This window comes from Klebsiella sp. JB_Kp042 (assembly GCF_040065275.1).
In the GTDB taxonomy this organism is placed as follows: domain Bacteria; phylum Pseudomonadota; class Gammaproteobacteria; order Enterobacterales; family Enterobacteriaceae; genus Klebsiella; species Klebsiella quasipneumoniae.
In genome coordinates, this window is sequence record NZ_JBEAJL010000016.1 from 1 (window position 1) to 19,938 (window position 19,938).

Below are 19,938 nucleotides of genomic sequence, written 5' to 3' on the forward strand. Positions count from 1 at the left end.
TCCATGCGGGCTGCCCCGGCCTTCCGGGAACGTCTCAGCGATTTTGAGGCCGCCAACAACGGCAGTTTCAGCAGCCCCTACGCCAGCGGTGAGTTGGGGTTGTAGGCCGGGTAAGGCGCAGCCGCCACCCGGTATAAACGCAACTCCGTGCCTGATTCCATCGCCCGGCGGCGCCGTTGCTTGCCGGGCCTACAGACAATCAGAGCCGGACGAGTAGGCCAGCCAGGATAAGCGCCGCTGTAGGATCAGAAGCGTAAAATTACGGCTCGCGACGATCGGCCAGATCCGGGAGCGGTTGCGCATCGTTATTCGTTGACATCTGCGGCGGCGGTTTGCGCTTCCACTTCAGCTCGCTCACCAGCACGCCCGCGAGGATAAAGACGCAGCCGAGGAGGGCCAGCAGCGGCAGACGCTCACCGGCCAACCGGCCAAAAATACCGGCCCACACCGGTTCGCCGGTATAGATCAGCGTGGCCCGCGTCGGCGAGACGCTGCGCTGCGCCCAGTTCATGGTCACCTGAATGATCGCGCTGAAAATGCCCAGCCCCAGCGCCACGCCGAGCAGCGCCGGCGTCAACGGCGGCACTGACTCACCGGCCGGCTTCATGGCGGCGAAAGCCACCAGCGACGCGGTCGCCAGCTGCACCACCGTCACCCGCCGAACATCCACTTTCCAGGCCCAGGCGCTGATAAGGATAATCTCCGCGGCAATCGCCAGCGCGCTCGCCAGCGTGATCATCTCCCCCACGCCAAGCGCCAGCAGATTGTTTTCCGGCCCGGCCAGCAGGATCAAACCGATAAAGGCCAGCACAATCCCCACGCAGGACATCACCCCCGGCATACGACCCAGGCACAGCCACTGCAGCAGCGGCACCAGCGGCACATACATCGCCGTGATAAAGGCAGACTTACTGCTGGAGATCGACTGCAGTCCCCAGGTCTGCAGCCCATACCCCAGCGCAATCGCCACGCCAATCGCCACCCCCGCCTTCACCTCCAGCCATGTCATACCGCGCAGGGTGCGCAGCGAGAGCAGACCCACCGCCAGCGCGGCGGTCGCGAAACGCAGGCCGACAAAAAACAGCGGCCCGCTGAGGCTGACCGCATACTGCACGGCAAGGAAGGTCCCTCCCCAGAACATGGTGATCATGATAAGGAGCGCTTCCTGGCGGCTAACGGAGAATTTTAACGAAGACATAAAACAGCCATGACGATTAACGGGCGACCAGTGTGCAATCGGCCCGGCGGGAGCGCAACCTCCGACAGCTAAAAAAACCGCCGGCTGATGCCGGCGGCGAGGGCGATGCGGTTGGGTCGGGGAGATTAACACCGCATCAAAGAGAACAGTGCGAGTCGCGCGTTAACTCTCACGACTACCGTGACTGTTTTTACCCCCTTTTTTACCAGCCTCTGAGGCGCGCTGAGGGTCATTTTTAAAATTCCCCCCGCTATGCTGGCCACCTTTACGTCCTGCTTCTGATGCTCTTTCACGGTCTTCAGCAAAGTTGCCAGAACCGCCACGATGGTTTGCCATTACTGACCTCCATTAGGTTAGACATCATAGTGCATTACGCGGGAGCGGCGACGCCGCTGTCCTGCCGCGTATCTATAAGGTTAGTGAATGACTGCCGCTGACGATGGCAAATGTCACATTCAGAAACAAAGCCTGGCGAAAAAAATCCCCTCGCGCCGCGTGATGGCGCTAACCTCCTCTGCTGACGAAGAAAAAATAGTTAGCGAAAATGTATCCTGATGCTACATCCTCGCCGCACCGGCCAGAATGGCGGAGGCATCGCTTCCCGCTTCTCCGCCGCTCAGGCCGCGCTGCGCAAGGAAAAGTAAATAATGCTTTGTCATTTTGTTATAAATCAAATAAATGCCCGTTGGATTTGCACTCTTCGGCAGAGGCTTTATCTTTAAAGGTACCAGCTATTTGGCTGGCTTATAATGCAACCGAGGAGTGATGGAAATGGCTAAAATTCTGGTGCTTTATTATTCCATGTATGGACACATTGAAACCATGGCTCACGCCGTCGCCGATGGGGCGAACCGGGTGGACGGCGTTGAGGTGGTTGTGAAGCGCGTGCCGGAAACCATGCAGGCAGAAGCGTTTGCCAAAGCAGGCGGTAAAACGCAAAACGCGCCTGTCGCTACGCCGCAGGAACTGGCTGAGTATGACGCCATCATCTTTGGTACCCCGACTCGTTTCGGCAATATGTCCGGACAAATGCGCACCTTCCTCGATCAGACCGGCGGCCTGTGGGCATCCGGCGCGCTGTATGGCAAGATCGCCAGCGTATTCAGCTCAACCGGCACCGGCGGCGGCCAGGAACAAACCATTACCTCCACCTGGACGACGCTGGCCCACCACGGCATGATCATCGTGCCGATCGGCTACGGCGCCCAGGAGCTGTTCGATATCTCCCAGGTACGCGGCGGGACGCCTTATGGCGCAACCACTATTGCCGGCGGCGACGGCTCGCGTCAGCCAAGCGAGGAAGAGTTAGCCATCGCCCGCTATCAGGGTGAACATGTCGCCAAACTGGCCGTTAAACTGCACGGCTAATCTTCCGCAGGAGGAGCACTATGCCAACTCAAGAAGCAAAAGCACATCGCGTCGGCGAATGGGCAAGTTTACGTAACACCTCGCCGGAGATCGCCGAGGCGATTTTCGAAGTCGCCCACTATGATGAAAAACTGGCGGAGCAAATCTGGGAGGAAGGCAGCGACGAAGTGCTGGCGCTGGCCTTTGCCAAAACCGATAAAGATGCGCTGTTCTGGGGTGAACAGACGATTGAGCGTAAAAACGTTTAGGACGTTTATCCCTGCCGAGTCTCACCCTAACCTGCTAAAAAACCCGGATTGCTCCGGGTTTTTTCGTTATTTCGCCGCCTCGTTGATCACCTTTTTAAAGGTCTCCAGCGGGCAGAAACCCTGGTCATCGACCGGGCAGCCGTTAAGCGCCAGCGTGACCCGCTGCGGTGGGGTCTGCAACGTCAATGGGTCGGCGTTACGCAGCTGCTCGGTGCTCTGGTAGACATACTCAATCTTCATCAGATCGCGGTTGCTGCCGCTGTCGTGCCAGCGTTGAAACAGCAGTTTGCCGCCGATAGGCGTGCGCTCATACTGGCCGGGCAGTTGATAGGGCTTAAAGTCCAGCGCCGTCAGCAGCGAGGCAATATTCGAGTCGTGTCCCACCAGCAGCGTGACTTTCGCCTTGCTGGCCCCCTCGCCCACCAGCGCGTTATCGATATAGTTGACCAGCGGCTTGGCCACGTTTTGCGCCACCGCCACCGAAGTAAACAGACTATCCTGATAGCCGTTTTTCAGCTTCGACAGCACCTGCCACTGCTTATCGCTGGCGATCTCCCCCCACGCCACCTGGTCTTTGGGGAAGCCTTCATAATATTGCAGGGTGAAGGCGTCCACCAGCGAGTTGCCCACCTTCAGCGGCCCGGACACCCCCGGCTCCTGCTGATAACCGGCGCTAAAAGCATCTTTACCCTCGCTCAGGGAACAGACCTGCTTCTCTTTGCAGGAGGGCGAGTTGCGGTAATCGATTATCGTCTCCAGCAGCTTGTAACTCTCGGTCAACTGCAACCCCTGGCGCTCTTTTTCCATCGCCTGCAGCGCTTTCTCACGAAACGCCGGGGAGTCGTCGGTGATAACCGGGTTGAAGGTCGGGTCCATGGTGCCCATCTGCGGCTGATGATGCACCGCAATGCCGCAGCCCGGGAACGCGCCGGTGATAAAGAACTGCGCGGTGGCGACGGTGCGCTGCAGGCTGTTAGCGTAGGCGTAAACGGCGTTTTCCGGCGGGCACTCGCCGCTGGTCACCAGCTTCTGCTGCGCCAGCCATTCGCGCATATAGTGGCCCATATACACCTCCAGCACGCCACCCTTGGTGGTCAGCTGGCCGCCCGGCACATCCCACTGCGGCCAGGCTTTGGCGGTGGACTGCTCCAGCACGCTACCGTTATTGGCCAGCGGCGCGCGCAGGTTGTGACGACTCATGATCAGCACCTGCTGCAGCTGATACCCCTCCGGGGCGGCCGTGTCCTGCGCCAGAGCGCCGGCGGATAACATGACCGCGCCGGCTACGGCGGCGGCGAGTAGACGTTTGTTCATCCCTTCATCCTTAGTCATTTATTATCATCGGGTTAATTGTGACGGATTTATGCCATTTTTCCTGGCATTCGCTCGCAAACTTAGACCGCCGCCGAAAATTTCCTCTGCCGACCAAATAGTTTTATAATGAAACAACTAACCCGGAGGCTTTCGTGAAACGTACCCGTCTTGAAAACAGCTGCTGTCCTGTCGCCCGCTCCCTCGACGTTATCGGTGACTGGTGGTCGCTGCTTATCGTCCGCGATGCCCTGCGCGGGGCGTGCCGTTTTAGTGAATTCCAGAAAAACCTCGGCATTGCCAAAAATATGCTCGCCGGACGCCTGAAAATGCTGGTGGATGAAGGCATCCTGCGTCTGCAGCCGGCCTCCGACGGCAGCGCCTGGCAGGAGTACGTCCTCACGGATAAGGGCCGCGCCCTGCAGACCGTGCTGGTCGCCCTTTCCCAGTGGGCGGATGACTTTCTGTTCGATCCTGACGAACCGGCAACCCGGCTCATTGACCGCCAGCAGCGCCAGCCCCTGCGTAAACTGGTCCTGCAGGCGGCGGATGGCCGTGAGCTGGCCCCGGCGGATATCACCATCGCCGTTCCGCTGAACGACTAATCGCTGCCCGCGGCAGGCAAAAATAAAAAAAGCCCGGCAAAATGGTTGCATTATTAAACCAAGTATCTCATGCTGAATTTGGTTTAATAATGCAACCTTTTAAGAGGCAATACTCATGTCCCAGTCATCGCACACTGCTTTTATCACCGGCGCTTCCTCAGGTATCGGCGCGATCTATGCCGAACGACTCGCCGCTCGCGGCTACGATCTGATCCTCGCCGCCCGCCGTGAAGATCGGCTGCAGGCGCTCGCCGGGCAGCTGCAGGCGCGCTACGCCATCCGGGCCAGCATCGTCAAGGCCGACCTGAGCGAGGAGCAAGGCATTGAAGCCGTGGAGCAGCGTCTGCAGCACGATCCCGCCATTGACCTGTTCATCAACAACGCCGGCACGGCAAAAATGGCGGGCTTTCTCGCCAGTACGCCGCGCGAGCACCAGGCGATTCATACGCTCAACACCACCGCGCTCCTGCGCCTGAGCTATGCCGCGCTGGCCGCTTTTGCTCCCCGGGGCCGCGGAACGCTGATCAATATTGCCTCTATTCTTGCGCTGCATACGCTGCCGGGCAGCGCGGTCTACAGCGCCAGCAAAGCCTGGGTGTTGAGCTTTACCCGTGGCCTGCAGGATGAGTTTGCCGACAGCGGCGTGCGTATTCAGGCGGTATTGCCGGCGGCGACCGCCACCGATCTGTGGCCGACCTCCGGCGTGGCGCTGGACGCCCTGCCCACCGGTACGGTCATGACCACCGAGGATCTGGTTGACGCCGCCCTCAGAGGACTGGAGCTGGGGGAAAAGGTCACCTTACCGCCCGTGCATGACCTGGGATTGTGGGAGGCTTTCGAGCAGACGCGACTGGCGCTGTTTACCAGCGCGCGAACCGGGCAACCGGCGCCGCGATATCGCTAACTCACTCCGGCAGTGGAACCGCCGCCAGGGTACAGATCGCCTCGTGCTCACCGCCGCGGCGATCGGTGATCACCACCTTATCGCCCGCTTTTTTACCTTCACACGGTTTCAGGACCTGCTCCACGATCCGCTCGCGGATCGCCTGACGTTCATTTTCAGCCTGACTGGCGAAGGCCGTCAGCGCCAGCGCCACGCCCAGCAGGCTGAGGGTTTTCTTATACATGTCTTGCTCTCAGATCATTCTAATTCGCGGTCAGCGTAACCCGCTGCTGGCCGCACTTCTGTAAAATCACTTAACGGAGTGTTACGCCCTTTCAGCTGAAACCCAGACTGTCACATTCCTGCGGGAAATATTTTATCACAACCCCTGCGGCGGATATTCCCGCGATGAGGCGTCATCTTTCAGACATATCCCGATGTTATCTTCAACTGAGCCCTGTATCTTTTTCCCTTTCTAAACAGAATTTTAGGTTGGTCTATGTCGGGTCTTATTCTCTTTATCGTCGCGGTGGCGCTGCTGGGCGTCGCCATCTACAGTCTGGTGTCGTACCTCAAAGAGCGGCGCGCCAGTCAGTTACCTGTCCATAAAAAGAAGAAATAATACCTTCCGTTCTCCGCCGTTTTCTGCTGATTTCTTTACCATCCTGTACTGTCCCTTACCGATGCCATAACAAAGGCAGGCCTGCGGGCCTGCCTTTGTTCGGTTTCTGCGTCAGGCTCTAGGACTCCCAGGCCTGCTCCGCCTTGGCGGCATCGAACTGCGGCGGCGGTTTACGGAAGCGACGGGTCAGATAAGCCAGATACAGCAGACCAAGCGCCGCCCACACCAGACCGAGCGTCAGGGAAGTGGCCTCGAGGTTGATCCACAGCACCCCTACCGTCAACGCCCCGACCATCGGCAGCAGCAGATAGTGCAGTCGATCCTTCCAGGTTTTGTTGTACCCTTTGCGCCGCCAGAAGTGGTTGAACACCGACAGGTTAACGAAGGTGAAGGCCACCAGCGCGCCGAAGTTAATCAACGCGGTGGCGGTCACCAGGTCGAAGAACAGCGCCGACAGCGCGACAATACCCACCATTATCACGTTCAACGCCGGGGTGCGCCATTTCGGATGCACATAGCCGAAAATGCGCTCCGGGAAGACGTTATCCCGGCCCATCACGTACAGCAGACGGGAGACGCTGGCATGGGACGCCAGGCCGGACGCCAGGGTATTAACAAAGGTGGTGCAGAGGAAAATTGACTGGAACAGCTTGCCGCCCACGTACAGCGCAATCTCCGGCAGCGCGGCGTCCGGGTCTTTAAAGCGATGAATATCCGGGAAAAACAGCTGCATAAAGAACGACGCGACGATGAAAATAATGCCGCCGTACATCGCGGTGAGAAAAATCGCCTTCGGGATCACCCGCGCGGCGTCAGGCGTCTCTTCCGACAGCGTGGTCACCGCGTCGAAGCCGAGAAACGAAAAGCAGACGATGGTCGCCCCGGTAATAATCGGGATCAGATGCGCATTCTGGCTGATAAACGGCTGCAGCGACCAGACGGTCCCTACCCCCTCGCCTTTGTGCAGCCCCTGGACCACCAGAATGACAAACACCACCATAATCGAGATCTGCACCAGCACGAACAGGGTGTTGAAGTTGGCCACCAGGTTAACGCTTTTCAGGTTCGCGGCGGTCAGAATGGCGACAAAGGTCACCACCCACACCCATGGCGGCACTTCCGGGAACAGCGCCGAGAGATAGATCTTCGCCAGCAGGACGTTGATCATCGGCAGGAACAGATAATCCAGCAGCGACGACCAGCCGACCATAAAACCGACGTGCGGACTGATGGATTTTTGCGCGTAGGTGTAGGCAGAGCCGGCTTCCGGGAACTGGCGCACCAGTTTGCCGTAGCTGATGGCGGTGAACAGCACGCCAGCCAGCGCCAGCAAATACGACGCCGGGACGTGGCCGTTACTGATGCCGGAGACAATGCCGAAGGTATCAAACACCGTCATCGGCGTCAGATAGGCGAGCCCCATCATCACCACTTGCCAGAGTTTGAGGGATTTACGCAGACGCGGTCTGCCCGCCTGAGCGGCGTTATGCGCAGGAAGATTAATTGCCATCGACCATTCCCCCCTTGCGGATAACAGTTTGCGGGCACAACGTTCGCGTGACAAACCTGCTTAGCAAGGGGGTAAGGCATAAATAAAAGGGTAAGACGGACCGGTGAGCGGTTGCTGGCTGGCATCCAATGCGGCCTGAGCGGCCTCCCTCTCCCTGCGGATATTTGAACATCTGCATCATCTCATTTCCTCGTCACACACTGTGTCGTTAACTGAAGCCCCGTTGCCGCCTGCGCTCCTTAACGCGACATCCGGGAAATGGCTGGGCTCCCAGCAAAAAGGACGACCAGGCTCCGCTCAGGCCGTATGATGCTACTCATGACTCAACTCATGCGCCCCTCGCGGGGCGACCATCAGGCGTTTTTCAACATCCACTCAATTTCAGTTTCTGTGATAAGACGCTCAAACTGCAATAATTCATCATGCTTGCAGGCATGGAAAACGTGGCAAAAACGCTCGCCGAGACGCTCACGCAGGTGATCGTTCTGCATAAACTCCCACAGCGCGTCGCTCTGACGGATCGGGAACGGCAGCCCTTCTTGTTCCAGGCCGTTACCTTCCACCTCTTCCTGCAAAGGCAGCTGAGGGTTATCCAGCCCGTGCAGGATACCGGCGAAAATCGCCGCCATCACCAGATACGGGTTGGCGTCCGCTCCCGCCACGCGATACTCCACGCGGTGGTTCTGCCGTTCGCCGCACGGGATCCGCAGCGCCACGGTACGGTTGTTATGGCCCCAGGAAGCCTGCGTCGGGACATACATCCCCGGCTGGAAGCGGCGATACGAGTTCACGTTCGGCGCCAGCAGCGCCATCGAGGCCGGCATCAGATCGATCATCCCGGCCAGCGCGCGTTTGAGCAGCGCGGAGTCTTCCCCGTCGCCGTCCACCAGCACGTTTTCCCCTTTATTGTTCAGCATGCTGATGTGGATATGCATCCCGCTGCCCGCATGCTCTTCATAAGGCTTGGCCATAAAAGTGGCGTGCATCTTATGCTTCTCCGCCATTAAACGCACGAGACGTTTTAACGCCAGCGCATCATCGCAGGCGTCCAGCACGTTATCGGTATGGTGGAGGTTGATTTCAAACTGGCCCGGAGAGGCTTCGGCCACCGCGCCGTCGGCGGGGATCAGCTGCAGTTTCGCCAGCTCGTCGATGTCGTTGAGCACGTCGGCAAAGTGGTTCAGGTTATCGACCGAGTAGACCTGGCTTTGGGTGTTGCGATCGTCGGTGCCCGGCGCGCACGGCGGCTGCAGGTAGCCTTCGGCATCGCGTTTGCGGTCCAGTAAATAGAACTCCAGCTCTACCGCTACCACGGGGAACAGCCCGCGCTGGCGCAGCTGCTGCCAGAGGCGGTTGAGTACGTTCCGCGGCTCAACGTCAAAGGGAGCGCCATCTTCATCAACCATAGTCAGCTGTACCTGGGCTATCGACTGCGGATCGGCCGCTGAAGGCGTTAAGGTACCGGGCACCGGGATGCAACTGCGATCCGGCTCGCCCATCTCCTGGCCCAGACCGGCCTCTTCCACGACGTTGCCGAGAATATCCATCGCAAACACCGAGGCCGGAAAATAACAGCCTTTCTCCAGCTTACTCAGGCCGGCAACGGGGATGCGCTTGCCGCGGAAGCAGCCGTTCAGATCAGTGAGGAGGACATCGACATATTGGGTATCAGGGTAGGTTTCGAGGTAGCGCTTCACTTCTTTCGCGAACGCGCTGACCCGTCTCTCTTCCGTTTGCTGAACAAAATTCTCAACTTCTACGATATTGGTTTCCATGATTCACCGCCGTTGGTTTGGTTTCGGTCCTGCACTCAGACCGTTAAATATAATGTCCACCCCATCGACTGTGTATGCAAATAAATTGTTTGTCAAATGTTAAATTAAGTTTGCAAAGGGCTATTTCCACTGCTAGATTGAGAAAATATTGAACGATATGGCCGTTAAACCCGCTATAGCGGTCATAATTTAGTCCACTTTGTGAGGGCGATCATGGAAAATATAATGTACAAGCCAGTTATTGGCGTCGTGATGTGTAGAAACAGGCTTAAGGGTCACCAGACCCAGACCTTGCAAGAAAAGTACCTGAATGCAATTGTTAACGCCGGCGGACTGCCGATCGCCCTGCCGCATGCGCTGGCGGAGCCGGAGCTGCTGAACGCGTTAGTCGATAAACTGGACGGGATATACCTGCCAGGCAGCCCCAGTAACGTGCAGCCGCACCTTTATGGTGAAAACGGCGATGAGCCTGACGCCGACCCCGGGCGTGATCTTCTGAGCATGGCGCTGATTAACGCCGCACTCGAAAGGCGCATCCCCATTTTCGCCATCTGTCGTGGACTGCAGGAACTGGTTGTCGCCACCGGTGGGACTCTGTATCGTCGTCTGTTCGAGCAGCCTGAGCTGCTGGAGCATCGCGAAGATCCTGAACTGCCCGTCGAGCAGCAGTATGCCCCGTCCCATCAGGTTGAGGTTCAGGAAGGAGGATTGCTGTCGCAATTGATACCGGGCTGCAACACGTTTTGGGTAAACTCGCTACACGGACAAGGGGCAAAAACCCTGAGTCCGCAGCTGCGCGTGGAGGCGCGAGCGCCGGATGGACTGGTGGAAGCGGTCAGCGTGAACGATCACCCTTTCGCGCTGGGCGTACAGTGGCATCCTGAAGGGAACAGTAGCGAATACGCCCTGTCGCGTATGTTGTTTGATGGTTTTATCACCGCCTGTCAGGGCCATCATGCTGAAAAGCGGCGGCGCTGACCACTACCGTTAAGGAAATGCAAATATGAGCGATGACGGACTGGCGCCAGGGAAACGTCTGTCAGAGATCCGCCAACAGCTGGGTCTCTCGCAGCGTCGTGCCGCCGAACTGTCTGGGTTAACACATAGTGCCATCAGCACCATAGAGCAGGACAAAGTCAGTCCCGCCATCAGTACGCTGCAAAAGCTGCTGAAAGTCTATGGGCTGTCGCTCTCGGAATTCTTTTCTGAACCCGAAAAGCCGGACGAACCCCAGGTGGTCATTAATCAGGATGACCTTATCGAAATGGGCAGTCAGGGCGTTTCCATGAAGCTGGTTCATAACGGAAATCCGAACCGTACGCTGGCGATGATTTTTGAAACTTACCAGCCTGGAACCACGACCGGGGAGAGGATTAAGCATCAGGGTGAGGAGATAGGCACCATACTGGAGGGGGAGATCGTGCTGACCATTAACGGTCAGTCGTACCACCTGGTGGCTGGACAGAGCTATGCCATTAACACCGGCATCCCGCACAGCTTCAGCAACACCTCGGCAGGCATCTGCCGCATCATCAGTGCCCACACCCCCACCACATTCTGAATAGTTAGCCTGAACGAGGTTCAGGCTTTCTTCAGACCTGCGACGGCGGAAATTTTATTTTCGTCGCAGCGAAAAACTCGCCGTCATAACGTTTGTGCCGGAAGGGAATCCTATTTCCTGCTGGCCCTGAAATAATTAACGCCGTGAATGGCGACTCGTCCCTGAATTATTCGGCATGCAGACAACCTGTCGAAATTTAGGGCAATAAAACGGTATTCAACTCCGGGGATACACGATGCCCTGCGCCTGGCGCAGCGCCCCCGTGCAGCCTGAAAACGCCGAAATGATTAATTTGCCGATAATGTTTTTAAGGAGTCATGATGAATTTTCAGCACCTGGCTTACTGGCAGGAAAAAGCGAAAAGCCTGGCCATTGAAACACGATTATTTATTAACGGCGAATATTGCGCCGCGGTCGATAATACCACCTTTGAAACCATTGACCCTGCCGCGCAGCAAACGTTAGCCCATGTCGCCCGCGGCAAAAAAGCCGACGTCGAGCTGGCGGTGAAGGCCGCGCGCCGGGTCTTTGATAACGGCGACTGGTCACAGGCCGCCCCCGCGCAGCGTAAAGCGGTTCTCACACGCTTCGCCGACCTGATGGAGGCCCACCGCGAAGAGCTGGCGCTGCTGGAAACGCTGGATACCGGCAAACCGATTCGCCACAGCCTGCGCGACGATATTCCCGGCGCCGCCCGCGCCATCCGCTGGTATGCCGAAGCGCTGGATAAAGTCTATGGCGAAGTGGCCCCCACCGGCAGCAACGAGCTGGCGATGATCGTCCGCGAACCGATTGGCGTCATCGCCGCGGTGGTGCCATGGAACTTCCCGCTGCTGCTGGCCTGCTGGAAGCTCGGTCCGGCGCTGGCGGCAGGCAACAGCGTGATCCTTAAGCCGTCGGAAAAATCGCCGCTCACCGCCCTGCGCCTCGCCGGGCTGGCGAAAGAGGCTGGCCTGCCGGACGGCGTGCTGAACGTGGTCAGCGGCTTTGGTCACGAGGCCGGACAGGCGCTCGCCCTGCATCCTGACGTGGAGGTCATTACTTTTACCGGCTCCACCCGCACCGGCAAGCAGCTGCTGAAAGACGCTGGCGACAGCAATATGAAGCGCGTGTGGCTGGAAGCGGGCGGCAAGAGCGCCAACATCGTCTTCGCCGACTGCCCGGATCTGCAAAAAGCGGTCAGCGCCACCGCCGGCGGCATCTTCTACAACCAGGGCCAGGTGTGCATCGCCGGCACCCGCCTGCTGCTGGAGGAGAGCATCGCCGACGAGTTCCTGGCGCGACTGAAAACCGAAGCGCAACACTGGCAGCCGGGCAACCCGCTCGACCCAAACACCACCATGGGCATGCTGATTGACAACACCCATGCCGACAGCGTGCACAGTTTTATTCGCGGCGGCGAAAGTAAAAGCACGCTGTTCCTCGATGGGCGGAAAAATCCATGGCCTGCCGCCGTCGGCCCGACCATTTTCATTGACGTCGACCCGGCCTCCACCCTCAGCCGGGAAGAGATCTTCGGCCCGGTGCTGGTGGTGACGCGATTCAAAAGCGAAGACGAAGCCCTGCGGCTTGCAAACGACAGCGACTACGGCCTCGGCGCCGCGGTATGGACTCGCGATCTCTCACGCGCCCACCGCATGAGCCGCCGCCTGAAGGCCGGTTCGGTCTTCGTCAACAACTATAACGATGGTGATATGACCGTCCCCTTCGGCGGTTACAAACAGAGCGGCAACGGGCGCGATAAGTCGCTGCACGCCCTGGAAAAATTCACCGAACTGAAAACCATCTGGATTGCCCTGGAGTCTTAATCATGACCGAACATACCACCAGCTATTACGCCGCCAGCGCCAACAAATATGAACCCTTTCCGACGCTGGACGAATCGATAAGCTGCGACGTCTGCGTCGTCGGCGGCGGCTACACCGGCCTCTCCTCTGCCCTGCATCTTGCCGAAATGGGCTACGACGTGGTGGTGCTGGAAGGGGCGCGCATCGGCTTCGGCGCCAGCGGCCGCAACGGCGGTCAGCTGGTTAACTCCTACAGCCGCGATATCGACGTGATTGAAAAAAACTACGGCCCGGATGCGGCGAAAATGCTCGGCAGCATGATGTTCGAAGGCGGCGATATTATCCGCGAACGCATCCAGCGCTATCAGATCCAGTGCGATTACCGACCGGGCGGCCTGTTCGTGGCGATGAACCATAAACAGCTGGAGACGCTGGAAGAACAGAAAGCCAACTGGGAGCGCTACGGCAACACGCAACTGGAGCTGCTGGACAGAGAGGCGATTCGTCGCGAAGTGGACAGCGACCGCTACGTCGGCGCCCTGCTCGACCACAGCGGCGGCCATATTCACCCGCTCAACCTCGCCATCGGCGAAGCGGACGCTATTCGCCTGAACGGCGGCCGGGTGTATGAGCAGTCGCCGGTCACCCGCATCCAGCACACCAGCCCGGCAGTGGTCAGCACCGCCCGCGGCCAGGTCACTGCCCGCTATGTGATTGTCGCCGGCAACGCTTATCTCGGTGACAAACTGGAGCCGGAGCTGGCGAAGCGCAGCATGCCGTGCGGCACCCAGGTGGTCACCACCGCGCCGCTGTCGGAGGAGGTCGCCCGCTCGCTGATCCCGAAAAACTACTGTGTGGAAGACTGTAACTACCTGCTGGACTACTACCGTCTGACCGGCGACAACCGCCTGCTGTACGGCGGCGGCGTGGTCTACGGCGCCCGCGACCCGGACGATGTGGAGCGGCTGATTATGCCAAAGCTGCTGAAAACCTTCCCACAGCTGCAGGGGGTGAAGATTGACTACCGCTGGACGGGCAACTTCCTGCTGACCTTGTCGCGGATGCCGCAGTTTGGTCGCCTGGATAGCAACATCTACTACATGCAGGGCTACAGCGGGCATGGGGTCACCTGTACCCACCTCGCCGGACGATTGATTTCGGAACTGCTGCGCGGCGACGCCGAGCGTTTCGACGCCTTTGCCAAACTGCCGCACTACCCGTTCCCGGGCGGCCGCAGCCTGCGTATCCCCTTTACCGCGATGGGCGCCGCCTACTACAGCCTGCGCGACCGCCTTGGGGTTTAATCGTCTTTGCCGACGGCCCTGGCCGTCGGCTCATGCTGCGGATAGTGTTGCTGGAAATAGTGGCGCAGAAACTCCACGGTGGTGCGAATTTTAGCCGACGTCGCCAGGCGGGAGACGTAAACCGCCCAGACGTTGGCCGGTTGCCAGTAGTCCGGCAGCACCTGCACCAGATGCCCGCTGGCGATATTCTCCCTGACGTCCCACCACGAACGGAGCGCAATCCCCTGCCCGTCCAGACACCACTGATGAACAATTTCGCCATGGTTGGACGACAGCGGCCCGGTCACTTTGATGGCGTGCTGGCCCTCTTTGCTATGCAGCTGCCAGACGCCGAACGGATGATCCCGCTCTTTAATCACCAGGCACGGCAGAGCCGCCAGATCGCTCAGCTGTTTCGGCGGCGCATGGCGGGCGAGGAACTGCGGCGACGCGCAGAGTACGCGGTGATTGCGCGCCAGCTGGCGGGCAATCAGATTCGGCGCGATATCGTCGCCGAGGCGAATATCGAGATCCACCCCTTCATTGACTAAATCCACCAGCCGGTCCTGAACATCAAAACGCAGCTCCAGCTGCGGGTACTGAAGCGCCAGCGCCGACAGCGCGGGGGCCACCACCCGGCGGCCAAAGCCGAAGCTGCTGATAATCCGCAGCGTTCCCTGCGGCACCTGACGCACGTCGGAGAGCTCGTCCATCATCTCATCGACATCCTGCAGAATGCGCTGCGCCCACTCGTAGATCCGCTCTCCCTCTTCGGTAATGGTGACCCGGCGGGTGGTCCGGTGCAGCAACATCACATTCAGGGTTTGCTCCAGCAGCGAAACCCGCTTGCTGACGAAAGCCGGCGATACGCCCAGCTCCTCAGCGGCGGCGGCAAACCCGGCCCGGCGGGCGACCAGCATAAAGACGCGTAAATCATTCAGCAGCGGCAGATTATTCATGATCTGTGTTTTATGTTTCACCAGTTAGCGTGATTAATTATGAATCAGTCAATTATAGGATAAGCAGGTGGTCAAACATCATCGCTAAAAAGTGAGAACCGGAATGAAAAAAACCTGTCGTATTGCCGCCATCCCGGGTGACGGAATTGGCAAAGAAGTCCTGCCTGAAGGGATCCGCGTACTGAAAGCCGCCGCGCAGCGGTGGGATCTGGCGCTGAGCTTCGAGCAGATGGAGTGGGCAAGCTGCGAATATTATGCTCATCACGGTAAGATGATGCCGGACGACTGGCGCGAGCAGTTACAGGGGTTCGACGCCATCTACTTTGGCGCCGTCGGCTGGCCGGATACCGTCCCGGATCATATCTCGCTGTGGGGGTCGCTGCTGAAGTTCCGCCGCGAGTTCGATCAGTACGTCAACCTGCGCCCGGTGCGCCTGTTCCCCGGCGTCCCCTGCCCGCTGGCGGGGAAAAAGGCTGGCGATATCGATTTCTACGTGGTGCGCGAGAACACCGAAGGCGAATATTCCGCTCTGGGCGGGCGCGCCAATGAAGGCACCGAGCATGAAGTGGTGATTCAGGAGTCGATCTTTACCCGCCGGGGCGTTGACCGTATCCTGCGCTACGCCTTCGAGCTGGCGCAAAGCCGCCCGCGCAAAACGCTGACCTCGGCGACGAAATCCAACGGGCTGGCCATCAGCATGCCCTACTGGGATGAGCGGGTGGAGGAGATGGCCAAAAACTATCCCGAGATCCGCTGGGACAAGCAGCATATCGATATTCTCTGCGCCCGCTTCGTGCTGCAGCCGGAGCGGTTTGACGTGGTCGTCGGCTCCAATCTGTTCGGTGATATTCTCTCCGATCTCGGCCCGGCCTGCACCGGTACCATTGGTATTGCGCCATCGGCCAATCTCAACCCGGAGCGCACCTTCCCGTCGCTGTTCGAGCCGGTCCACGGTTCAGCGCCGGATATCTACGGTAAAAATATCGCCAATCCGATCGCCACCATATGGGCCGGGGCGATGATGCTTGATTTTCTCGGGAACGGCGATGCGCGCTATCACGCCGCGCACAACGGCATCCTGGCGGCAATTGAGCAGACGATCGCCAGCGGGCCGAAGACGCCGGATATGCAGGGCAGCGCGTCAACGCAGCAGGTCAGCGACGCCGTCTGCAAAGCTATTTTGGCATAATTATCCCGGCCGCTCCCAGGTCGCGCTACGGCTGACCTGGGCTACAAAAGGCACGATAATGGAGTGAGTAGGCCGGGTTAGGCGCAGCCGCCACCCGGCGAAATAACGGTGCAACCGAAAATGTCCCTGCTCGCGGAGCGCCTGGCAGGGCTACCTCTCCAGGGCTATTTCCGGGCACATTGCGCTCCCGATTATGCCTTCTGCGTTATGTCCCTTCTGGCGCAGGGTGCGCACAGGGGTCGGACAGTCGCCACCGCTCCCTGTCCTCCCGGGCTCCGGCCAGCCACATCGCTACTGCATGGTGCCTTCGACTTATCCCGGCAGGCTTCGGGTGGGGCCGAGGCAGCATATATGGACGTCCATGCATATATGGACGTCCATGCAAAACACGGCCCTCAGCCCGCATCCATGCGGGCTGCCCCGGCCCGCCGGGAATGTCTCAGCGATGTTGAGACCGCCAACACCGGCAGTATCAGCCAGCATGGTGAATAAATTAACGGCAGGCCGCACGGACCGTAGCCCGGGTAAGGCGTAGCCGCTACCCGGGAAAACCCGCGCGCCTGGCACCCTAGCCCCCGCTCTCTTCACTAAGCAGAAAACGCTACGACTGACAAGTGGATCGCATCACAGCGGTGAACTTTATTAATTCCTGAAAGAACAGAACCTGCGCCAATTCACCTTTTATTATTTCCTTTCCGTGTTTTATTGCTTCACGAAACGGCCAATTGTTTAATTCATGTAACGAAGAAATAATCCGATTGTTAATAGCTTTTTGCTACGAACCTTGACCCTACAGCGTGATAACAACGACAGGCTAAAGCCACCTACGGGCAATCATGCCCAGGAGATCACCCATGTTGAGCAACGTAAAGAAAAAAGATGTGCCGCTGATTGCCATCAGCCTGGCGGCCATTGTTTTCATCGCCGCTGCATTAAGTCTCTTCCCCCAGCAAACCGCGCAGGCGGCTGATTCGATTTTTAACGGCGTCACCCGCCTGCTGGGTTCCACGGTACAAGTACTGGTGCTGCTGGCGCTGGGACTGGTGCTCTATCTGGCGACCAGCAAATACGGCAATATCCGTCTCGGTGAAGGCAAAGTCGAATACAGTACCCTCTCATGGCTGTTTATGTTTATCTGCGCCGGGCTCGGCTCCTCCACGCTGTATTGGGGCGTTGCCGAATGGGCTTATTACTACCAAACCCCGGGCCTGAATATTGCACCGCAATCGCCGAAAGCGCTGGAATACAGCATCCCTTACTCTTTCTTCCACTGGGGGGTAAGCGCCTGGGCAACCTATACTCTCGCCTCGCTGATCATGGCCTATCACTTCCACGTGAGGAAAAATAAAGGCCTCAGCCTCTCCGGGATCATTTCGGCGATCACCGGGGTGAATCCGCAGGGTTTCTGGGGCCGTCTGGTCGATCTGATGTTCCTGATCGCTACCGTCGGCGCGTTAACCATTTCGCTGGTGGTCACTGCCGCCACCTTCACCCGCGGCCTGTCAGCGCTGACCGGGCTGCCGGATAACTTCACCGTGCAGGCGTTTGTGATCCTGCTCTCCGGCGGTATTTTCTGCATGAGTTCGTGGATTGGCATCAACAACGGCCTGCAGCGCCTGAGCAAAATGGTCGGCTGGGGTGCGTTTCTGCTGCCGTTGGTGGTATTACTGGTTGGCCCGACCGAATTCATCACCAATAACATCATTAACGCCGTCGGCCTGACGACCCAGAACTTTCTGCAGATGAGTCTGTTTACCGATCCCCTCGGCGATGGCGCCTTTACCCGCAACTGGACCGTATTCTACTGGCTGTGGTGGATCTCCTACACCCCAGGCGTGGCGATGTTCGTCACACGTGTCTCCCGGGGGCGCAAAATCAAAGAGGTGATCTGGGGACTACTCCTCGGTAGCACCGCCGGCTGCTGGTTCTTCTTCGGCGTAATGGAAAGCTACGCCATGCATCAGTTCGTTAACGGTGTGATTAACGTACCGCAGGTGATGCAGACTCTCGGCGGCGAAACCGCCGTCCAGCAGGTCCTGATGTCGCTGCCGGCAGGTAAGCTGTTCCTCGCCGCCTATCTGTTCGTAATGATTGTTTTCCTCGCCTCGCACATGGATGCGGTGGCCTACACCATGGCGGCGACCAGTACCCGCAACCTGCGCGAAGGCGACGATCCGGATCGCGGCATGCGCCTGTTCTGGTGCGTGGTGATCACCCTCATCCCGCTATCGATTCTGTTTACCGGGGCTTCGCTTGAGACCATGAAAACCACCGTGGTGCTGACCGCCCTACCGTTCCTTGCCATTTTACTGATCAAGACCGGCGGCTTCGTACGCTGGCTAAAACAGGACTACGCCCACGTGCCTGTGCATCAGATAGAAACCCATACGCCCGAGCCGATCGTTAAAGCCGAAACGCTGCCGGTTGGCGCAGTACTCAAAGGCGACGGCCAGTCGCTGTAAAAATCGCTTACTGACAATAATCACAAGGTGACCCTACATGAGCAATTTAAGCCCTGACTTTACCCTGCCGATTAACTTTTGCGCCAATCCGCAGGACGCCTGGACCATTCCAGCCCGTTTTTATACCGACAGCCAGGCTTTTGAACACGAGAAAGAGCATATTTTCGCCAATAGCTGGATTTGCGTCGCCCACGGTAGCGAAGTGGCTAAGCCGAACGACTACATCACCCGGGAGATCATCGGCGAAAATATCGTTATCGTCCGCGGTCGCGACAACATCCTGCGCGCCTTCTATAACGTCTGCCCGCACCGCGGCCACCAGCTGCTGAGCGGTGAAGGTAAAGCCAAAAACGTGATTACCTGCCCCTATCACGCCTGGGCCTTCAAGCTTGACGGCAATCTCGCCCACGCCCGCAACTGCGAAAACGTGGCGAATTTCGATAGCGAAAAGGCCAGGCTGGTGCCGGTTCGCCTGGAAGAGTATGCCGGCTTTGTGTTCATCAATATGAACCCGGAAGCGGAGAGCGTGGAAACGCAGCTACCTGGGCTGCAGGACAAAGTTCTGGAAGCCTGCCCGGATGTGCATGATCTGAAACTGGCGGCGCGCTTTACCACCCTCACCCCGGCGAACTGGAAAAATATCGTCGATAACTATCTGGAATGTTACCACTGTGGCCCGGCGCACCCGGGCTTCTCGGACTCCGTACAGGTTGACCGTTACTGGCACACCATGCACGGCAAATGGACCCTGCAGTATGGCTTCGCCAAACCGTCCGAGCAATCGTTTAAATTCGAAGAGGGTACCGACGCCGCGTTCCATGGTTTCTGGCTGTGGCCGTGCACCATGTTCAACGTCACGCCGATCAAGGGCATGATGACCGTCATTTATGAATTCCCAGTGGATGAAGAGACCACCCTGCAGAATTACGACATCTATTTCACCAACGAAGCGCTAACCGACGACCAGAAAGCGCTGATTGAGTGGTATCGCGATGTGTTCCGCCCGGAAGATTTACGTCTGGTGGAAAGCGTGCAGAAGGGGCTGAAGTCCCGCGGCTATCGCGGCCAGGGACGCATTATGGCGGATACCAGCGGCAGCGGTATCTCCGAGCACGGGATCGCGCATTTCCACAATCTGGTGGCCCAGGTGTTCCAGCCGTAATTGTTGAAGGAGTTG

The 19,938-nt window shown here is 58.5% G+C and carries 20 protein-coding genes; 13 read left to right on the forward strand and 7 right to left on the reverse strand.

The window, feature by feature from the left end:
- Positions 1–259 precede the first annotated feature (259 nt).
- Both ABLV54_RS05290 and ABLV54_RS05295 read right to left on the reverse strand, forming a co-directional pair.
- Positions 260–1,198, reverse strand: coding sequence for a DMT family transporter (locus ABLV54_RS05290; protein ID WP_050532881.1), 939 nt, complete (start codon positions 1,196–1,198; stop codon positions 260–262).
- A 162-nt stretch (positions 1,199–1,360) separates the two neighbouring features.
- Entirely contained in the window at positions 1,361–1,534 is a 174-nt protein-coding gene (locus ABLV54_RS05295; protein WP_002898708.1) for a general stress protein, read from the reverse strand.
- An 87-nt stretch (positions 1,535–1,621) separates the two neighbouring features.
- Between ABLV54_RS05295 and ABLV54_RS05300 the strand changes: the two genes are divergently transcribed.
- The 3 genes from ABLV54_RS05300 to ABLV54_RS05310 all read left to right on the forward strand — a co-directional run bounded on the left by ABLV54_RS05300 (position 1,622) and on the right by ABLV54_RS05310 (position 2,814).
- Entirely contained in the window at positions 1,622–1,753 is a 132-nt protein-coding gene (locus ABLV54_RS05300; RefSeq protein ID WP_032428724.1) for a hypothetical protein, read from the forward strand.
- A gap of 216 nt (positions 1,754–1,969) precedes the next feature.
- Positions 1,970–2,566, forward strand: a complete 597-nt coding sequence (gene wrbA, locus ABLV54_RS05305) for an NAD(P)H:quinone oxidoreductase (RefSeq protein ID WP_002898704.1) — start codon at positions 1,970–1,972, stop codon at positions 2,564–2,566.
- 20 nt (positions 2,567–2,586) lie between these two features.
- A complete protein-coding gene (locus tag ABLV54_RS05310; protein WP_008805934.1) occupies positions 2,587–2,814 on the forward strand; it encodes a YccJ family protein in 228 nt (75 codons plus the stop codon).
- A gap of 66 nt (positions 2,815–2,880) precedes the next feature.
- Here the strand turns inward: ABLV54_RS05310 and agp are convergent, their stop codons facing one another.
- A complete protein-coding gene (agp, locus tag ABLV54_RS05315; protein WP_050532883.1) occupies positions 2,881–4,128 on the reverse strand; it encodes a bifunctional glucose-1-phosphatase/inositol phosphatase in 1,248 nt (415 codons plus the stop codon).
- A gap of 152 nt (positions 4,129–4,280) precedes the next feature.
- Between agp and ABLV54_RS05320 the strand changes: the two genes are divergently transcribed.
- Together ABLV54_RS05320 and ABLV54_RS05325 are read left to right on the forward strand one after the other, a co-directional pair.
- A complete protein-coding gene (locus tag ABLV54_RS05320; protein ID WP_050532884.1) occupies positions 4,281–4,730 on the forward strand; it encodes a helix-turn-helix domain-containing protein in 450 nt (149 codons plus the stop codon).
- 115 nt (positions 4,731–4,845) lie between these two features.
- Positions 4,846–5,634, forward strand: a complete 789-nt coding sequence (locus ABLV54_RS05325; RefSeq protein ID WP_050532885.1) for an SDR family oxidoreductase — start codon at positions 4,846–4,848, stop codon at positions 5,632–5,634.
- A 1-nt stretch (position 5,635) separates the two neighbouring features.
- Here ABLV54_RS05325 and ABLV54_RS05330 read toward each other — a convergent pair whose 3' ends face one another.
- On the reverse strand, positions 5,636–5,857 hold the full coding sequence (locus tag ABLV54_RS05330) for a hypothetical protein (RefSeq protein ID WP_023289090.1): 222 nt from the start codon (positions 5,855–5,857) through the stop codon (positions 5,636–5,638).
- A gap of 255 nt (positions 5,858–6,112) precedes the next feature.
- Here ABLV54_RS05330 and ABLV54_RS05335 point away from each other — a divergent pair, with 255 nt between their 5' ends.
- Positions 6,113–6,235, forward strand: a complete 123-nt coding sequence (locus ABLV54_RS05335) for a small membrane protein (protein ID WP_002898600.1) — start codon at positions 6,113–6,115, stop codon at positions 6,233–6,235.
- 118 nt (positions 6,236–6,353) lie between these two features.
- Here the strand turns inward: ABLV54_RS05335 and ABLV54_RS05340 are convergent, their stop codons facing one another.
- Positions 6,354–7,745, reverse strand: coding sequence for an APC family permease (locus ABLV54_RS05340; RefSeq protein ID WP_023289089.1), 1,392 nt, complete (start codon positions 7,743–7,745; stop codon positions 6,354–6,356).
- Between the two features lie 353 nt (positions 7,746–8,098).
- Positions 8,099–9,520: a glutamine synthetase family protein gene (locus ABLV54_RS05345; protein ID WP_002898595.1), complete on the reverse strand. Its 1,422-nt coding sequence runs from the start codon at positions 9,518–9,520 to the stop codon at positions 8,099–8,101.
- 225 nt (positions 9,521–9,745) lie between these two features.
- Between ABLV54_RS05345 and puuD the strand changes: the two genes are divergently transcribed.
- The 4 genes from puuD to ABLV54_RS05365 all read left to right on the forward strand — a co-directional run bounded on the left by puuD (position 9,746) and on the right by ABLV54_RS05365 (position 14,172).
- On the forward strand, positions 9,746–10,498 hold the full coding sequence (gene puuD, locus ABLV54_RS05350) for a gamma-glutamyl-gamma-aminobutyrate hydrolase (RefSeq protein WP_072096456.1): 753 nt from the start codon (positions 9,746–9,748) through the stop codon (positions 10,496–10,498).
- Between the two features lie 25 nt (positions 10,499–10,523).
- Positions 10,524–11,081 (forward strand): HTH-type transcriptional regulator PuuR, encoded by a 558-nt coding sequence (gene puuR, locus ABLV54_RS05355; protein WP_002898590.1) that lies wholly within the window; start codon positions 10,524–10,526, stop codon positions 11,079–11,081.
- A gap of 320 nt (positions 11,082–11,401) precedes the next feature.
- Positions 11,402–12,889, forward strand: coding sequence for an aldehyde dehydrogenase PuuC (gene puuC, locus ABLV54_RS05360; protein WP_032455303.1), 1,488 nt, complete (start codon positions 11,402–11,404; stop codon positions 12,887–12,889).
- 2 nt (positions 12,890–12,891) lie between these two features.
- On the forward strand, positions 12,892–14,172 hold the full coding sequence (locus ABLV54_RS05365) for an FAD-binding oxidoreductase (RefSeq protein WP_023289085.1): 1,281 nt from the start codon (positions 12,892–12,894) through the stop codon (positions 14,170–14,172).
- Here the strand turns inward: ABLV54_RS05365 and ABLV54_RS05370 are convergent.
- Entirely contained in the window at positions 14,169–15,131 is a 963-nt protein-coding gene (locus ABLV54_RS05370; RefSeq protein ID WP_072096457.1) for a LysR substrate-binding domain-containing protein, read from the reverse strand. The genes ABLV54_RS05365 and ABLV54_RS05370 overlap by 4 nt on opposite strands.
- Before the next feature lie 82 nt (positions 15,132–15,213).
- On the opposite strand from ABLV54_RS05370, the gene ABLV54_RS05375 reads away from it, so the two are divergent.
- From ABLV54_RS05375 to yeaW, 3 genes are all read left to right on the forward strand, one after another.
- On the forward strand, positions 15,214–16,299 hold the full coding sequence (locus tag ABLV54_RS05375) for a tartrate dehydrogenase (protein ID WP_048334639.1): 1,086 nt from the start codon (positions 15,214–15,216) through the stop codon (positions 16,297–16,299).
- Between the two features lie 854 nt (positions 16,300–17,153).
- Positions 17,154–18,761 carry a BCCT family transporter gene (locus ABLV54_RS05380; RefSeq protein ID WP_050532888.1) on the forward strand — a complete coding sequence of 536 codons (1,608 nt, stop codon included), beginning with the start codon at positions 17,154–17,156 and terminating at the stop codon, positions 18,759–18,761.
- 37 nt (positions 18,762–18,798) lie between these two features.
- On the forward strand, positions 18,799–19,923 hold the full coding sequence (yeaW, locus tag ABLV54_RS05385) for a carnitine monooxygenase, oxygenase subunit YeaW (protein ID WP_050532889.1): 1,125 nt from the start codon (positions 18,799–18,801) through the stop codon (positions 19,921–19,923).
- The last annotated feature ends 15 nt before the right edge of the window (positions 19,924–19,938 follow it).

What these genes read in the sequence shown, in the direction of transcription:
- ABLV54_RS05295 (WP_002898708.1), bottom strand. Translation starts at nt 1,534, where the DNA reads ATGGCAAACCATCGTGGCGGTTCTGGCAACTTTGCTGAAGACCGTGAA.
- ABLV54_RS05365 (WP_023289085.1), top strand. Translation starts at nt 12,892, where the DNA reads ATGACCGAACATACCACCAGCTATTACGCCGCCAGCGCCAACAAATAT.
- agp (WP_050532883.1), bottom strand. Translation starts at nt 4,128, where the DNA reads ATGAACAAACGTCTACTCGCCGCCGCCGTAGCCGGCGCGGTCATGTTA.
- ABLV54_RS05325 (WP_050532885.1), top strand. Translation starts at nt 4,846, where the DNA reads ATGTCCCAGTCATCGCACACTGCTTTTATCACCGGCGCTTCCTCAGGT.
- yeaW (WP_050532889.1), top strand. Translation starts at nt 18,799, where the DNA reads ATGAGCAATTTAAGCCCTGACTTTACCCTGCCGATTAACTTTTGCGCC.
- ABLV54_RS05340 (WP_023289089.1), bottom strand. Translation starts at nt 7,745, where the DNA reads ATGGCAATTAATCTTCCTGCGCATAACGCCGCTCAGGCGGGCAGACCG.
- puuC (WP_032455303.1), top strand. Translation starts at nt 11,402, where the DNA reads ATGAATTTTCAGCACCTGGCTTACTGGCAGGAAAAAGCGAAAAGCCTG.
- ABLV54_RS05375 (WP_048334639.1), top strand. Translation starts at nt 15,214, where the DNA reads ATGAAAAAAACCTGTCGTATTGCCGCCATCCCGGGTGACGGAATTGGC.
- puuD (WP_072096456.1), top strand. Translation starts at nt 9,746, where the DNA reads ATGTACAAGCCAGTTATTGGCGTCGTGATGTGTAGAAACAGGCTTAAG.
- ABLV54_RS05380 (WP_050532888.1), top strand. Translation starts at nt 17,154, where the DNA reads ATGTTGAGCAACGTAAAGAAAAAAGATGTGCCGCTGATTGCCATCAGC.
- puuR (WP_002898590.1), top strand. Translation starts at nt 10,524, where the DNA reads ATGAGCGATGACGGACTGGCGCCAGGGAAACGTCTGTCAGAGATCCGC.
- ABLV54_RS05290 (WP_050532881.1), bottom strand. Translation starts at nt 1,198, where the DNA reads ATGTCTTCGTTAAAATTCTCCGTTAGCCGCCAGGAAGCGCTCCTTATC.
- ABLV54_RS05345 (WP_002898595.1), bottom strand. Translation starts at nt 9,520, where the DNA reads ATGGAAACCAATATCGTAGAAGTTGAGAATTTTGTTCAGCAAACGGAA.
- ABLV54_RS05300 (WP_032428724.1), top strand. Translation starts at nt 1,622, where the DNA reads ATGACTGCCGCTGACGATGGCAAATGTCACATTCAGAAACAAAGCCTG.
- ABLV54_RS05310 (WP_008805934.1), top strand. Translation starts at nt 2,587, where the DNA reads ATGCCAACTCAAGAAGCAAAAGCACATCGCGTCGGCGAATGGGCAAGT.
- ABLV54_RS05330 (WP_023289090.1), bottom strand. Translation starts at nt 5,857, where the DNA reads ATGTATAAGAAAACCCTCAGCCTGCTGGGCGTGGCGCTGGCGCTGACG.
- ABLV54_RS05335 (WP_002898600.1), top strand. Translation starts at nt 6,113, where the DNA reads ATGTCGGGTCTTATTCTCTTTATCGTCGCGGTGGCGCTGCTGGGCGTC.
- wrbA (WP_002898704.1), top strand. Translation starts at nt 1,970, where the DNA reads ATGGCTAAAATTCTGGTGCTTTATTATTCCATGTATGGACACATTGAA.